This window comes from Ensifer sp. EB106-05-01-XG146 (assembly GCF_058791875.1).
This window is the reverse complement of sequence record NZ_JBYTDX010000001.1, coordinates 279,628-294,862: the sequence shown is the minus strand read 5'-3', so window position 1 is coordinate 294,862 and position 15,235 is coordinate 279,628. Positions and strand designations below refer to the sequence as shown.

Annotated in this window: 14 protein-coding genes; 6 read left to right on the top strand and 8 right to left on the bottom strand. The window is 62.6% G+C overall.

What is annotated here, in order from left to right:
• Nucleotides 1-35: 35 nt before the first annotated feature.
• The 8 genes from AC3WVQ_RS01345 to AC3WVQ_RS01310 all read right to left on the bottom strand — a co-directional run bounded on the left by AC3WVQ_RS01345 (nt 36) and on the right by AC3WVQ_RS01310 (nt 9,720).
• On the bottom strand, nt 36-1,652 hold the full coding sequence (locus tag AC3WVQ_RS01345; protein ID WP_110818519.1) for a globin-coupled sensor protein: 1,617 nt from the start codon (nt 1,650-1,652) through the stop codon (nt 36-38).
• A gap of 689 nt (nt 1,653-2,341) precedes the next feature.
• Nucleotides 2,342-3,730, bottom strand: coding sequence for an FGGY-family carbohydrate kinase (locus AC3WVQ_RS01340; RefSeq protein ID WP_192370667.1), 1,389 nt, complete (start codon nt 3,728-3,730; stop codon nt 2,342-2,344).
• Nucleotides 3,731-3,734: 4 nt separating this feature from the next.
• Complete coding sequence (rhaM, locus tag AC3WVQ_RS01335; RefSeq protein WP_034796960.1) at nt 3,735-4,049, bottom strand: L-rhamnose mutarotase; 315 nt, start codon at nt 4,047-4,049, stop codon at nt 3,735-3,737.
• Between the two features lie 7 nt (nt 4,050-4,056).
• Entirely contained in the window at nt 4,057-5,061 is a 1,005-nt protein-coding gene (locus AC3WVQ_RS01330) for an ABC transporter permease (protein WP_060522257.1), read from the bottom strand.
• A complete protein-coding gene (locus tag AC3WVQ_RS01325) occupies nt 5,061-6,041 on the bottom strand; it encodes an ABC transporter permease (protein WP_089043323.1) in 981 nt (326 codons plus the stop codon). Before AC3WVQ_RS01325 ends, AC3WVQ_RS01330 begins: the two co-directional genes overlap by 1 nt.
• Entirely contained in the window at nt 6,038-7,534 is a 1,497-nt protein-coding gene (locus tag AC3WVQ_RS01320; RefSeq protein ID WP_110818591.1) for a sugar ABC transporter ATP-binding protein, read from the bottom strand. The genes AC3WVQ_RS01325 and AC3WVQ_RS01320 overlap by 4 nt, the downstream gene beginning before the upstream one ends.
• A 266-nt stretch (nt 7,535-7,800) precedes the next feature.
• A complete protein-coding gene (gene rhaS, locus AC3WVQ_RS01315) occupies nt 7,801-8,790 on the bottom strand; it encodes a rhamnose ABC transporter substrate-binding protein (RefSeq protein WP_060522260.1) in 990 nt (329 codons plus the stop codon).
• Nucleotides 8,791-8,907: 117 nt separating this feature from the next.
• Nucleotides 8,908-9,720, bottom strand: coding sequence for a DeoR/GlpR family DNA-binding transcription regulator (locus AC3WVQ_RS01310; protein ID WP_034796966.1), 813 nt, complete (start codon nt 9,718-9,720; stop codon nt 8,908-8,910).
• Between the two features lie 203 nt (nt 9,721-9,923).
• Between AC3WVQ_RS01310 and AC3WVQ_RS01305 the strand changes: the two genes are divergently transcribed.
• The 6 genes from AC3WVQ_RS01305 (at nt 9,924) to AC3WVQ_RS01280 (ending at nt 15,119) form a co-directional block, all read left to right on the top strand.
• Nucleotides 9,924-12,023: a bifunctional rhamnulose-1-phosphate aldolase/short-chain dehydrogenase gene (locus tag AC3WVQ_RS01305; RefSeq protein WP_110818522.1), complete on the top strand. Its 2,100-nt coding sequence runs from the start codon at nt 9,924-9,926 to the stop codon at nt 12,021-12,023.
• Nucleotides 12,024-12,037: 14 nt separating this feature from the next.
• Complete coding sequence (gene rhaI, locus AC3WVQ_RS01300; RefSeq protein WP_110818523.1) at nt 12,038-13,333, top strand: L-rhamnose catabolism isomerase; 1,296 nt, start codon at nt 12,038-12,040, stop codon at nt 13,331-13,333.
• A 156-nt stretch (nt 13,334-13,489) separates the two neighbouring features.
• Nucleotides 13,490-13,744 (top strand): GlsB/YeaQ/YmgE family stress response membrane protein, encoded by a 255-nt coding sequence (locus AC3WVQ_RS01295; RefSeq protein ID WP_034796969.1) that lies wholly within the window; start codon nt 13,490-13,492, stop codon nt 13,742-13,744.
• A gap of 127 nt (nt 13,745-13,871) precedes the next feature.
• Entirely contained in the window at nt 13,872-14,060 is a 189-nt protein-coding gene (locus tag AC3WVQ_RS01290) for a hypothetical protein (protein ID WP_034796970.1), read from the top strand.
• 89 nt (nt 14,061-14,149) lie between these two features.
• Nucleotides 14,150-14,611 carry a YbaK/EbsC family protein gene (locus tag AC3WVQ_RS01285; RefSeq protein ID WP_034796972.1) on the top strand — a complete coding sequence of 154 codons (462 nt, stop codon included), beginning with the start codon at nt 14,150-14,152 and terminating at the stop codon, nt 14,609-14,611.
• Between the two features lie 121 nt (nt 14,612-14,732).
• Nucleotides 14,733-15,119 carry a DUF930 domain-containing protein gene (locus AC3WVQ_RS01280; protein WP_043613096.1) on the top strand — a complete coding sequence of 129 codons (387 nt, stop codon included), beginning with the start codon at nt 14,733-14,735 and terminating at the stop codon, nt 15,117-15,119.
• Nucleotides 15,120-15,235: the final 116 nt, after the last annotated feature.

Here is a 15,235-nt window from a genome sequence, read left to right as displayed (position 1 = left end):
CTTCCTCGACTGCTAACTCTCTACTGCCCTTGATATCAGCGCTGCCAACCGGCGAGCTGCCGCTGCAGCCCGTCGTCAAACAACGGTGCGGCCGACTCTTCGGCAACGACGGCGGATGTGTGACGGAAGGGCTCGCGGCCGGCACGCGCCGATGCGGCCGGATGGCGACGCTCCAGGCGGAACTGGCGGATGGTCTCGCCGAGCTCGACGATGACCGTATGAAGATCGTCCGACGAACGGACGGTTTCGCCGGCCAGCGCGGCACTTGCCTCGACACCCCTGGAGATCGTGCCGATCTCGGTCGCGACGCCGCGGAGGTCGCCGACCTGCTGCTCCGCCTCGCGGGCGATGCCGGAGACGGCGGAATTGATCGACGTGACCTGCTCGACGATGCTGCTGATCGCGTCCTGGGTGCGGCCGACAATCTCGACGCCGGTCTCGACCTGCGCCTTGGTGCCGGAAACGAGCTGCTTGATTTCGCGCGCCGCTTCGCCGGAGCGCTGTGCCAGCGCACGCACTTCCTGAGCGACGACGGCAAAACCGCGACCGCTGTCGCCGGCGCGCGCCGCTTCGATGCCGGCGTTGAGCGCCAAAAGATTGGTCTGGAAGGCGATCTCGTCGATGACGCCGATGATCTGGCCAATCTTTTCGGCCGACGCCTCGATGTCGGCCATGGCGGAAATCGCCTGGCCGGCGATCTCGCCGCTGCGCTCGACGGCAATGCGGGTCTCGTTGGCCTTCGTTTCCGTGGCGCTGATCCGACCCGAACCGGTCGCCATGCGTCCGGCCATGTCGGAGAGCACGGCAAGCTGCCCGGAAAGCGCGTCGGCTTCAGCGCTCGCCTTGTCCGTGAAAGCTGTCGCGCCGTCGCGCATGCGGTCGACCAGTACCCCGGCAGCCTGGCTGCGCTGATCGGAGGCCTGAAGACTTTGCTGGATCTGTTCGAGTGCCGCGTTCAGGCTCGCCACGATCGGCTGATAGGCTTCGACCGCCGTTTCCGGCAACCGCGCGCCGAGATCACCCTGACTCACGCCTTCGGCAAAGTCGCCGAAGAGTGCCTTGACCTCCAGCTCGTCGGCGCTGCGCTGCTCGGCGAGCTGCCGCTGGTGCTGTTGGCGGAGGGCGTTGAAGCGGAGCGAAACGCCGATCTCGCTGTCGACGAAGGTCGTGCGCACCAGAGCGGCGACGAGCTCGCAAAGTTCGCGGCGGCGCGCCTTGCCCATCGGCAGGAAGGATCGCGGCCAGGCGTCTTCGATCAGTCCGACGATGAGATGTTCGAGCACGACGGCATGGCTTGCCATCTGCCAGCGCGGGTCGAGGCCCATGCGGCTTGCGGTGTCTGCGAGCACCTTGATGCGCTCGGCATAAAGCCCGTCAAAGCGTGCGTCGGTCAGCACGTTCCAGTGCGACGACTGAAGATCCTGAAGGCGGTCGATCTGGCGGTCGCTGTCGAAATGGCGGGCGGCGTCCGGATAGGTCTGGAGGCGCTGGAAGAGGTCGCGAAGCGCCTGATCAATCCGGGGAGAAAGCTTTTGCCTGTGATCGCGGACGCGGTTGCAGCTCTCGTCGTCGAGCCCGGCAAAGCGCAGGCGCTCCAGCAGGCTGCCTGCCTGGCCCTTTTTTGCCTGTTCTGACGATGCTTCCTGCCTCAACGCTGATCCCCGGTGCTGCACGTTCGGAACTTGCCTGGGGAGCATCAGGGAGAGCCACGGTCCACCGGACGTGCACGCCACATCGATGAGATCAGCCTCCGCCGAAAAGCGTCTGCTGTCGTTCATCCCGCAAGTAAATTCGGTGAAGAATGGATACCGGACCGGAACCGGTACGGCGGGGCGGCATCATGCCTTGAGGAGACTTGTGAATTATCCCATTCCGACGTGTGGGACCATGTTTATGGTTAATTCCTTGCTTGAAGGTTAACGGTCCCTCGCCTCTAATCGGAATCACTAAAATTCACAGGGTGTTTTCACGTGCCATTTTTGCGCTGCAACAAAACTGTAATAAACACGCCCGAAACCAACAGGTTCTCAATCACAAGAGTTTAGAATTGTGCTTCGACTTGCGCTCGCGTATCGAAGCGAAAGTGAAGTGGGCGCTGCATGCGCGAAGAAACCTTCGCATCACGCAAAGCGACATCATGACGATGCGCTTACAGGAAACGAACAATGATTGTTCTTGGCATTGGCGCCGCACTCACAGCAATCCTGACAATGATGGCAGTATCGATCGTGCTCAACATCGAGCACAACCGGTCGGCAAAGCGCAGCTCTGTGTTTTGATCGGGCTTTAGCCCGTCTCTTACTGACACAACCAGGCATCTCTGCGGCCGGGGACGGATGTTCTACGGCCGCTTTTCTTTGCACACATGGTCCTGCGTCGCCTTTTGCCATGCCTGCGCATAGGCGGCGAGGCTCTCCGCGATCTCGCCCGCAAGCGGCTCGACCCCGGTCCTGACCGCGGATCCCTTAACCAGACACGCAGCACCGAGGCTCGTACCCGTGATATTGTGGGGATCGGCAAAGACCGGCCGGCCCGTCGCTGCGGCGAGCATGCGCAGATAGGTCCTGTTGGAAGCAAAGGGCCCTTCGACGACGATATCGCCGCGCGCGCCGATCAGGTCGAGACAGGTGGCTGTCATCAGCGCCAGATGGAACGAGACGACGACAAAGCGTTCGGCGGGGCCAAGCTCCCGTTCGTCCGTCGTCCAGATCGCTTTTGCGGCCGGAAAGGGACCGGATCCCTCGGGAATGGACGGCAGCAGCATGTGGCCGGCCCCGGCCACGGCCTCTTCCGTTTGCGGCGACACAGGGGGCGCCCCCTCCCCCAACAGAAGCTGGAAGGCGCGGCCGCCCATGAAGCGGGCGGAGGGTACGGGATCGCCAAGCGCGTTGACGTTGATCAGCGTGTCGCGGTGTTCATCGAGCACCTTCGCCTCGGCACCGACCGCAAGCATCACCACCCAGGTGCCGGTTGAGATCACCGAGAAGGGCGAGGTACGTGTCAGGAGATGCGGCAGCAGCGAGGCGTTGGAATCGTGAATGCCGCAATAGACGGGGGTCCCTGATGCAATGCCCGTTGCCGAACAAAGCTCTGGCAGTAGCGTTCCGGCGATATCGCTCGCCTTCAACACCGGTGCGAAGAGGGGCGTCCAGCCCTGGCTTTCGACAAGAGACGAGAATGTCCCTGCCCGTGGGTTCCAGAGATCCGTGTGGCAGCCGAGCGAGGTCAGCTCGTTACAGAGCGTACCTGTCAGTCGATAGGTCCAATATTGCGCATAGGTGAGGACCGAGGCGACCCTGGCGAAGTCGTCGGGAAAGGTCTTCTGCTGCCAATAGAGCTGGGCGCCGACATTGAGGCCCATCGGCAGGCGCGCGGAGCCGGTCTCGGAAAAGGGCGGCCTGACATTATCATACTCGGCGGCGAGGCTGTCGGGACCGGCGTGCTCATAGTCCAACACCGGAAGCGCCAGGTTGCCTGATGCGTCGAGCACGACGGCGGTCGCGCCGTGGGTGGTGATCGAGATCGCCTCGAAGACGTGTTCGGCATGGAGTGACGCGAGGCTTTCGAGCAGGAAGGCCCAGAGACGCTCGACATCGAAATGCGGATAAAGACCATCAGTCAGCACCGCATTCGCCGTCTTGCGGACGGCGATCTCCTCGAAACGGTCGAGATCAACGGCTGCGACCTTGGCATTGGTCTTGCCGATATCGATAACGCCAACAACCCGCATCTTTTCAGTCCAAATGGAAAACGGTCGTCAGCGGCACCGCCACCGGTTCGTTATCGCCATGGGTTTCCATGATATCGGCCATATAGGCCCACCATTTCTGCATGATGGGATGGGACGGCAGGTCGGCCATGCGGTGATCGTCGGTCCGCCAGAGCACACCGAAAAGCAGACTGGTCTCCTCGTCCAGATGGATGGAGTAGTCGGAGACGCCGGCCTCCTTCAGCAGGGTGGCCAGTTCCGGCCAGATGGCATCGTGCCGCGCCCTGTATTCGGCGGCCATGCCTGGGTTCAGGCGCATACGGAACGCGTATTTTTCCATCGGATCCTCAATGTGCGAGACGCTGACGGGCGCGCCGCCAGAGAATGGGGAGCGCGATCACCGAGATCAGCAGCAGGCCGATGAAGATCGACATGACGATGCCCGGCACGTTGAGCAGGCCGAAACCGAAGGTCACCATACCCATGATCAGGGCGGCCAGCACGACGCCCGGGATGGTGCCGGAGCCACCGAGAATGTTGACGCCGCCGAGTACCACCATCGTTACCACCTCCAGCTCCCAGCCGAGCGCGATCGACGGGCGCGTCGAGCCGAGGCGCGAGGTCAGGCAGATCGAGGCAAGCCCGGCCATCAACCCGGTCAGGAGGAAGAGGATGAATTTGATGCGCGCAACGCGGATGCCGGAGAAGAGCGCCGCCGTCTGATTGTTGCCGATGGCATAGACCGCGCGGCCGAAATTTGTCTTGTGCAAGACGACGCCGTAGACGACCGCGAGGGAAACGAAGAGCGTGAACTCGAAGGAGAACACCCACCAGACATAGCCTTGGCCGAACCACGAGAAGCTGTCGGGATAACCGGTGAAAGCCTGGTCGCCGAGGATGATGAAGGAAAGACCGCGGAAGAGGCTCATGGTGCCGATGGTCACCACGATCGAGGGCAACCCGAGACCGGTGATCAAGAGGCCGTTGATCGCACCGCAAAGAAGCCCGACAGAGAGACCGATCACCACCAGCGCCGGCGTGTCGAAGCCAAGTTGCACGGCATAGCCCATCGCCGTCGAGGCGAGCGCGATGATCGAGGCCACCGACAGATCGATCTCGCCGGAAATGATCACCAGCGCCATGGCGAAGGCAATCATCGCCTTTTCGGTGAAGTTGAAGGTCGCGTCCGAGAGGTTCCACGGGTCGAGGAAGTAGGGCGAGGCCAGCGAGTTGCCGAGAAAGATGAGGCAGGCGACGACAAGCAGCAGGCTTTCCCAGCTCTTCAGCAGGCGCGCGCCGCGGCCTTCCAGCCGATCGGGGATATGTCGTGGGGTAAGGTGGGTCTCGGCCATCAGACAGCCTCCGCCTTTCTCAAGATGACGCGGCCCTTGCGCCGCTCGGCGCGAGCGTTGACGGCAACAGCGACAATGATGACCATGCCCGAAATCGCCAATTGGGCGAAGGGCGAGATATTGATGACCGGCAAGGCGTTCTTGATCACGCCAAGGAACAGCGCACCGAGCACCGCGCCTGCTACCGTGCCGATGCCGCCGGCGATCGATATGCCGCCGATGACGCAGGCCGCGATGATGTCGAGTTCGAAGCCGGCGGCGATGTCGACATAGGCGACGGCATAACGCGACACCCAAAGATAACCCGAGAGCCCGGCAAGCGCGCCGGATAGGCAATAGGCCGAGAAGCGGGTGCGGCCGACGTCGATGCCGGTATAGACCGCCGCGTGCGGATTGCCGCCGACCGCATAAAAGGCGCGTCCGAGCGCCGTGCGGCTCATCAGCAGGAAAACGAGCGCGATCATCACCAGCGAGAGCCAGGAGAGAACCGGAAAACCAAAGAGCTCGTCGCGCGGCAATGCCTTGAAGGCGTCGCTCATCTGGTGGGCATTGATCCACTTGCCGCCGCTCAAGAGAAAGATCAGGCCGCGATAGATGGTGAGCGTGCCGAGGGTTACGACGATCGGCGGAATGTCGAGCTTCCAGACGAGCGCGCCGTTGATCATGCCGAGCAAAGTGCCGAGCGCAACTGCCGCAAGGATGATCAGCGGGATCGGCAGGCCCGGAAAGGCGGCGTTCAGCATCGCCGCCACCATGCCCGAGAGCGCGAGGTTGGCGGCCATCGAAAGATCGATGCAGCGCGTCAGGATCACCGCCATCTGGCCAAGCGCCAGAATGATCAGGATCGACGTGTCGTTGTAGACACGCCCGAGGTTCGCGGGCGCGACGAAGGGCGGGAAACGCCAGGTGATCAGCGCCAGCAGCACGGCGATCGCACCGACCAGCAGCAGTTCGCGATTCCTGAGGATGTTTGCCATCACGCGGCCTCCTGAATGCCGGCGGCGGCACGCACCAGCTTTTCCGCCGTCAGTTCGGCGCGCTCGAAGCGCCCGGCGATCCGCCCCTCGCGCATCACGATGACGCGGTCGGACATGCCCATGATCTCCGGGATTTCCGAGGAGACCATGATGACGCTCAGGCCCTGTGCCGCCAACTCGCTCATGAAGGCGTGCACGGCGGCCTTGGAGCCGATGTCGATGCCTTTGGTCGGCTCATCGAGAATGATCACCTTCGGCTTCGTCGCCAGCCACTTGGCGATCACGACCTTCTGCTGGTTGCCGCCCGAAAGCGTGCTGACATCCTGATCGAGCGAGGCGGCGCGCAGGTCGAGGCGCGTGGTATATTCGCGGGCAAGCGCGAACTCGTTGGCAAGCTTCAGGAAGCCCGAGCGCGAGGTGCGCGACAACGACGGCAGCGTGACGTTCTGAAAGATCGGCAGGCCAATGATCGCACCCTGGCGGCCGCGCTCTTCGGGCACATAGACGATGCCAGCCCGGATCGCTTCGGACGGGCTGCGGATCACCAGCACCTCGCCATCGAGCCGGACAGCACCGGCCGATGGCCGGGTGACGCCGATCAGCGACTGCATGAACTCGGAACGGCCGGCGCCGACCAGGCCGTAGAAGCCGAGGATCTCGCCGCGGCGAAGCTCGAAGTTGATGTCCTCGAACTCGGTCGGGTGGCGGTAACCGGAGACCGTGAGCACCGGTTCGCCGATCGCCACGTCCTTCTTCGGGTAAACCGAACCGACAGCGCGGCCAACCATAAGGCGCACCAGTTCGTCCTGGCTGACATCGGCGATCAGCCCTTCGTCGACCATCGTTCCGTCGCGAAACACCGTGTAGCGGTCGGCGATGCGGAAGATTTCATCGAACTTGTGGCTGATGAAAAGGATCGCCTTGCCGTCTGCCTTCAGCCGTTCGACGAGGGCATAGAGTTCGTGGATTTCCTTGTGCGACAAGGCGGCCGTGGGCTCGTCCATGATCACCACCTGCGCATCGATCGACAGCGCGCGGGCGATCGCGACCAGATGTTTCTTGGCGATACCGAGATCGCGCAGGCGGATGGTCGGATCGAGATCGGCACCGGCGCGCGAAAGCAAGGCACGCGCATCGGCATTGAGCTTCTTCCAGTCGATCAGCCCGAAGCGATTGCGCGGGGCGTGGCCGAGGAAAATGTTCTCCGCGACCGAGAGCTCATCGAAGAGCACGGTTTCCTGATGGATCGCGGTGACGCCGGCGCGTGCGGCCGCCAGCGCCGTCGGGAAATGAACCTCCTGATCACCGACGGAGATCGTGCCCTCGTCCGGTTGGTAGATGCCGGTCAGGATCTTCACCAGCGTCGATTTCCCGGCGCCGTTTTCGCCGATCAGCGCGGTCACCGACCCCGGATAGAGCGCCAGCGAAACATCAGAGAGCGCCTTCACCCCGGGAAAGGACTTCGAGATCCCTTCGAGCGCAATGGCGGGCTTCATCCGCGATGTGAGCGTATCCTGCAGCAAGAGACAGTCCACCATTCAGTCGTTTCGATAACGCGAAGTCGTTCGGGCCTCGTATGCCCTCGTATCCGCCCGCGCGGGTTGCCCCTCACCCTAACCTTCTCCCCGCATGCGGTGAGAAGGCTCGGGCATGCCGCTCTCTTCCCTCCTCGTCGGGAAGGGGGGCAAACCGTTGCCGCTTGTCCCTTCTCCCTGCAAGCGGGGAGAAGGGACCGGCAGGCGGATGAGGGGCTTTCGCCGGATCAGAAGATCTTGGCGAATTCCTCGACATTCTTGGCATCGTAGACGAACGGGTCGGCCATCGCGCCTTCGTTGTTGTCGTCGAGCTTGACGGCACCCATGCGGCCCATCTTCAGTTCAGCACCCGGCTTGGCTTCGGCACCGTTGATCAGGTCGTAGGCGACCATCGTTGCGGAGTAGCCGAGGTCGATCGGGTTCCAGATCGCGAAAGACTTGGAGGCGCCCGACTTCACGTGGCCGGCCATTTCCGAGGGAAGGCCGAGACCGGTGACGTTGATCTGGCCGATCTTGCCGGCGTCGGTGACGGCCTGGGCGGCGGCAACGATACCGACCGAGGTCGGCGCGATGATCGCCTTCAGGTTCGGATAGGACTGAATAAGGCCCTGCGTTTCGCGATAGGACTTGTCGGCGAGGTCGTCACCATAAACGGTCGCGACGACATTGATGCCCTTGTAGTTGCCCTGGACCTTCTTCATCTCGGCGATCCAGGTGTTCTGGTTGGTCGAGGTCGCCGTTGCTGAAAGCACCGCGACATCGCCGCCCTCAGGCAGGTTGTCGGCGGCGAGCTTGATGATCATGTTGCCGATCAGCGGGCTCGACGACGGGTTCAGGTGCATCAGGCGGCCATCCTTGGCGACGCCTGAGTCCCAGGAGATGACCTTGATGCCGCGATCCATCGCCTTCTTCAGCGCCGGAACGAGGGCGTCGGTGTCGTTGGCGGAAACGGCGATGGCGTCAACCTTCTGGGCGATCAACGAGTTGATCACCTCGATCTGGCCTTCGGCGGTCGTCGTCGTCGGGCCGGTATAGATCACCTCGACGTCGCCCAGCTCCTTGGCGGCTTCCTGCGCGCCCTTGTTGGCGGCTTCGAAGAAGCCGATGCCGAGCGCCTTGACCACGAGCGCGATCTTCTTGTTTTCCGCATGCGCGGCATTGGCCATCAGCGCCAGCGAAACGGCGGCCGTGACCATCAGTGACTTCAGGATTTTCATGCTCATTTCCTCCCAATGACCGGCACGCGACAAGCGTCACCGGCGCGATTTCCTCCATTGGCGATGCCCCGGCCCCTCCGGCCGTGAGCGTCACCTTCCCCTCTCCTCGCCCACCCCTCAGGCGGACGAGGACATGTTCTCCGCATCTGTGCCGGCTCTCGAGCTGGCAACGACCAGCCGCACACCGGCATTTTCAAGCATCGCGGCATGCCTGTCCTCGATGCCCGAATCCGTAATGACAGTGGCGATCCGCTTCAGCCCGCAAAGGATGAGGCTCGACCGCTTGTGAAACTTCGAGGAGTCCACCAGCACGACGAGTTCGTCGGCCTGGTCGATCAGTTTCTGCTCCGCCTGGATCAACAGCGGATCCGCCTCCATCAGGCCGAGCGGGCCTAAGCCCTGTGCCCCCATGAACATGCGGCGCGCATAGAAATTGCGCGTCACGTCATTGTCGAAGGGGCTGAGGATGATGTTCTGCTCGCGGTAGATCGTGCCGCCCGACAGCATCACCGTGTTCTTCGAATGCTTCAAAAGATGCTCGGCGATCGGGAAGGAATTGGTGAAAACCTGCATTCGCCGATTGCTGAGGAAATGCACCATCTGAAAGGTCGTGGTGCCGCCATTGATGATGATCGGCTCGCCATCCTCGCAGAGCGCCACCGCCTCCTTGGCGATCGCCTGCTTTTCGCGGGCGTGCAGGCCCTCGTTGACCTTGAACGGACGACCGGCAAGGCCGACGAATTGTGGCGGATTGATCGCCTCGGCGCCGCCGCGCACCCGTCGCAGCTTCTTCTGCACGTGGAGGGCTGCAATATCGCGCCGGATCGTCGCCTCGGAACTGTCGGTCAGATCGACCAGTTCCTGGACGGTGACGACGGGTTTTTCCTGAACCGCCGACTGAATGATCCGGTGTCTTTCTTTCTCGTGCATGCGTTCCTCCGATGGCGTTCATGCTTCCATCACGATCGACCATTGTCAATCACAAACAATCATATTTTTTCATTGTGCATCGCGGCATGCGCGAACTTGATCGTTTTTGATTGACTTTAACGCTCAAGTCCTGTGATCTGATGCCAACCACATCTCTGCGCGGTCGCCAAGCCGCGCGATATCAGACCGGGAGGAAATTCGAGATGCTCGACAAGCAGCAGGGTGCGCGACTTGCAAACCTTTGGGACGAGGCAAAGGCTGCCGGCATGAGCGAATCCGAGCGCCTGCTCTATCGCTCCAACCTGCTCGGCTCCGACAAGCGCATCACCAATTACGGCGGCGGTAATACCTCGGCCAAGGTGATGGAGAAGGATCCGCTTGGGGGCGGCACGGTCGAGGTGCTCTGGGTCAAGGGTTCGGGCGGCGACGTCGGAACGATCAAGCTCGACGGTTTTGCCACTCTCTACATGGAAAAGCTCAACGCGCTGAAGTCGATTTATCGCGGTGTCGCGTTCGAAGACGAGATGGTCGGCTACCTGCCGCACTGCACTTTCAACCTCAATCCACGAGCCGCCTCGATCGACACGCCGCTGCATGCCTACGTGCCGAAGAAGCATGTCGACCACATGCATCCCGACGCAATCATCGCGATTGCCGCGGCCAAGAACAGCCGCGAGCTGACGGCAAAGATCTTCGGCGACGACATCGGCTGGCTGCCGTGGAAACGCCCGGGCTACGAGCTCGGCCTGTGGCTGGAAAAGTTCTGCCTGGAAAACCCGCGCGCACGCGGTGTGGTGCTTGAAAGCCATGGCCTCTTCACCTGGGGCGACACGGCGAAAGAAGCCTACGAGACGACGGTCGAGATCATCAACAAGGCGATCGCCTGGTTCGAGGCCGAGAACACCAAGCCTGCTTTTGGCGGCGCGGTGAAGCCGGCGCTCGACGCGGCCGCCCGCGCCGACGTCGCCCGCAAGCTGATGCCGGTCATCCGCGGGCTGATCAGCGCCGACGAGAAGAAGGTCGGCCATTTCGACGACAGCCAGGCCGTGCTCGATTTCGTCACGTCGAAGGATCTGAAGCCGCTGGCCGCTCTTGGCACCAGCTGCCCCGACCATTTCCTGCGCACCAAGATCCGGCCGCTGGTGGTCGATTTCGATCCGGCCAGTCCCGATGTCGACAAGACGCTGGCAGCGCTGCCCGAAGCGATCGCCGCCTATCGCGCCGACTATGCGGCCTACTACGAGCGCTGCAAGCACGAAGACAGCCCCGCCATGCGCGACCCGAACGCGGTCGTCTATCTCGTGCCCGGCGTCGGTATGATCACCTTTGCCAAGGACAAGTCTACCGCCCGCATCTCCGGCGAGTTCTACGTCAACGCCATCAACGTCATGCGCGGCGCCTCCGGCGTTTCCACCTATGTCGGCCTGCCGGAACAGGAAGCCTTCGACATCGAATACTGGCTGCTGGAGGAAGCAAAGCTGCAGCGCATGCCGAAGCCGAAGAGCCTCGCCGGCCGCATTGCGCTCGTTACCGGCGGCGCCGGCGGTATCGGCAAGGCGACGGCCAACCGGCTGATGCAGGAAGGCGCCTGCGTCGTGCTCGCCGATATCGATGAGACCGCGCTTGCGGCGGCCGAAGGCGAACTGTCCAAGCGCTACGGCAAGGATTTCGTCCGCTCCGTCAGCATGAACGTCACCAGCGAAGCTGCGGTCGAGGGCGGTTTTGCCGACGCTCTGCTCGCCTTCGGCGGCCTCGATATCCTGGTCTCCAATGCCGGCCTCGCCTCGTCAGCCGCCATCGAAGACACGACGCTGGCGCTCTGGACCAAGAACATCGACATCCTGACGACCGGCTACTTCCTCGTCTCGCGTGAAGCCTTCCGCATCTTCCGCCAGCAGAAGGCCGGCGGCAACGTCGTCTTCGTCGCCTCCAAGAACGGTCTTGCCGCCTCCCCCGGCGCATCTGCCTATTGCACCGCCAAGGCGGCCGAAATCCACCTCGCCCGCTGCCTGGCGCTCGAAGGGGCTGGCGCGCAGATCCGCGTCAACGTCGTGAACCCCGACGCGGTGTTGCGCGGCTCGAAGATCTGGACTGGCGAGTGGAAGGAACAGCGCGCCGCCGCCTACAAGATGGATGTGGACGACCTCGAGGCGCATTATCGCGAGCGCTCGATGCTGAAGCTCAGCGTCTTCCCCGAGGATATCGCCGAGGCGATCTATTTCCTCGCCTCCGACATGTCGGCGAAATCGACCGGCAACATCATCAATGTCGACGCGGGCAACGCCCAGTCCTTCACCCGCTGATCGAGGAGAGTTTCATGACGACCACCATGATCAGCCAGGCGACCGTCGAGGCCGAGAACGAAAGCCGGCTCACCGCACTTCGCCGGGATTATGAGAGCCTCGGCGAAAGGCTCAGCCGGCGCGGCATCGCGATCGACGAGATCAAACGGAAGGTCGCCGCCTACGGTGTTGCCGTCCCTTCCTGGGGTGTCGGCACCGGCGGCACGCGCTTTGCCCGCTTCCCCGGCAAGGGCGAACCGCGCAACATCTTCGACAGGCTCGAGGATTGCGCGGTCATCCAGCAGTTGACCCGGGCGACGCCGACCGTCTCGCTGCATATCCCCTGGGACAAGGTGAGCGACATTTCCAAACTAAAAGAGAAGGGCACGTCGCTCGGCCTCGGTTTCGATGCGATGAACTCCAACACCTTCTCAGACGCGCCGGGCCAGGAACATTCCTACAAGTTCGGCTCGCTGTCGCATGCCGACGCCGCCACGCGCGCTCAAGCGGTGGAGCACAATCTCGAATGCATCGAGATCGGCCAGCAGCTTGGGTCCAAGGCGCTGACGGTCTGGGTCGGCGACGGCTCCAACTTCCCCGGCCAAAGCAATTTCACCCGTGCTTTCGAGCGTTATCTCGACGCGATGAAATCGGTCTACGCGGCGCTGCCGGATGACTGGCGCGTTTACACCGAACACAAGATGTTCGAGCCGGCCTTCTATTCGACCGTCGTCCAGGACTGGGGCAGCAACTACCTGATCGCCCAGGAGCTCGGCCCCAAGGCCTTCTGCCTCGTCGACCTTGGCCACCATGCGCCGAACGTCAACATCGAGATGATCGTCGCCCGCCTCATCCAGTTCGGCAAGCTCGGCGGCTTCCACTTCAACGATTCGAAGTATGGTGACGACGATCTCGACACCGGTTCGATCGATCCCTACCGGCTGTTCCTCGTCTTCAACGAACTCGTCGATGCGGAGACCCGCAAGGCCAAGGGGTTCGAGCCGGCGCACATGCTCGACCAGAGCCACAACGTCACCGACCCGATCGAAAGCCTGATGACGAGTGCCACCGAGGTCTGCCGCGCCTATGCCCAGGCGCTGATTGTCGACCGCCAGGCGCTCGCGGGCTACCAGGACGACAACGACGCGCTGATGGCGAGCGAGACGCTGAAGGTAGCCTTCCGCACCGACGTCGAGCCTATTCTCGCGATGGCGCGTCTCGAAAGCGGCGGTGCAATCGCACCTGTCGCGGCCTATCGCAAGAGCGGTTACCGCGCGAAAGTCGCGGCTGAGCGCCCGGCCGTTGCCGGCGGCGGGGGCGGTATCGTCTGACACTGAAACGAGCCGCGCCGGGCTGCCATTTGAGGCCCGGCGCCGCATCCCACGCTCGACAGCTCAAAAAATCGCTGCGCGATGAAATTGCCCCCTATCTGATTTCAATTCCTGATCTATCTTTCCCTTGGAGATTCAACGGAAAGGGACCCGTTCATGGGCATTGAAAGCATTCTCGTCTTCCTGATCGTCGGCGCGGTCGCCGGCTGGCTCGCCGGCCTCATTGTCAAGGGCGGCGGTTTCGGCCTCATCGGCAATATGGTCGTCGGCATCATCGGCGCCTTCATCGCCGGCTTCCTCTTTCCGGCGATCGGCATCAGCCTCGGCACCGGCATCCTTTCAGCGATCCTGCACGCGACGATCGGTGCCGTCATCCTTCTGGTGCTGATCCGCATCGTCAAACAGGCCTGACCCATCGCCGGCCGCAGTACCCTTCGCGCCCGGGATATCCCCGGCCGTTCCATCTGGACGCGCGAAGGGGGCTGTAGCACTGTGATCTGCTGGACGGGACATCGCACATAGCCAGACGGAGGCGAGCATGAACGCTCTTTACACCGACAAGATCGAAACGGCGCTCAAGTCGTTCATTGCGGATCACCCGGGAATGCAGACACGGGATCAGGCGATCATCGCGATCCTCGAAAACTGGTTCACCAATCACGGCTACCTGCCACCGCAGCAGGAAGGTCTGCGCCCGGAAGACCTTGACGCTTCCAACGACGATTGAGAGATTTGCGCGCCCGGCACGAAGGACCCTAGCGCTCCTTGCGCCGCGGCGGCCGCCCCTTGCCTTTTCAATAACGTGAACTGTTCGCCATGAGCCTGACCTCCGTCAAAGACTTCTTCTCCCAGCACGCCCCAGATATCGACGTCATCGAGCTACAACAAAGCACCGCCACGGTTGCTCTTGCGGCCGAGGGCCACGGCGTCGAGCCCGCCCAGATCGCCAAGACGCTGGCGCTTCGCGTCGGCGACGACGTGATCCTGATCGTCACGCGTGGCGACGCCCGCCTCGACAACAAGAAGTACAAGGCCCGCTTCGGCACAAAGGCGCGCATGCTTGGGTTCGACGAGGTGGAAGCCGAGACCGGCCACCCGGTCGGCGGCGTCTGCCCCTTCGGTCTCGCCAAGCCGCACAGCATCTATTGCGACCTGTCGCTCAAGGCCTACGACATCGTCGTGCCGGCCGCCGGTGCCACCAATGCGGCTGTGCACATCAGCCCGACCCGCATCGCCGAGCTGACCGGCGCCGAGTGGATCGACGTATCGGAAGCGTAGTTTGCCGTTGCGGATACGGGGCATGCCTTGGAATGGCCACAAAGCTTAACTGAAACCGCAAGCGCGCGCCCGGCAGTGATTTGCCGGGTTGGTCCTTTCCGTTCCCAGGAGTCCGTCAAGCATGAAGCTACTCGCGTACCCGCTCGTCTTCGCCGCCACATTCTCCCCGGCGCTGGCGATGGATCAGTCCCTGGTACGTCAGTTCGAGAAGCTCGACCCCCAGACCCGCCTGGAGCAGCGCTGCGACACCGAAGCGATGGAGCGCATCAACGCCGACAAGTCGAGCTTCAAACCGGACAAGGTGATTGCCTATACTTTCGCCGAACCGGTCGTGAAGGAAGACAAGATGAAGGCGCCGGGCGCTGTGTTCCGCAGCAAGGGCGAATGGTACAAGCTGAAGTTCAAGTGCCGCACCGACGCCGAGCACCTGGATGTCCTGTCCTTCGAATACAAGATCGGTGAGCTTGTGCCGCACGAGAGCTGGGACGAATTCTACCTTTATCCCTGACAGGCGTCGAAGGACGCGGTGGCCTTGAGGGCAGAGAGCCCTAGAGGATGGCCACGAGAAAGAGCAGGGAGCCGAACGAGAGCGCGGCCATGATGCTCATCAGCATTTTCATCATG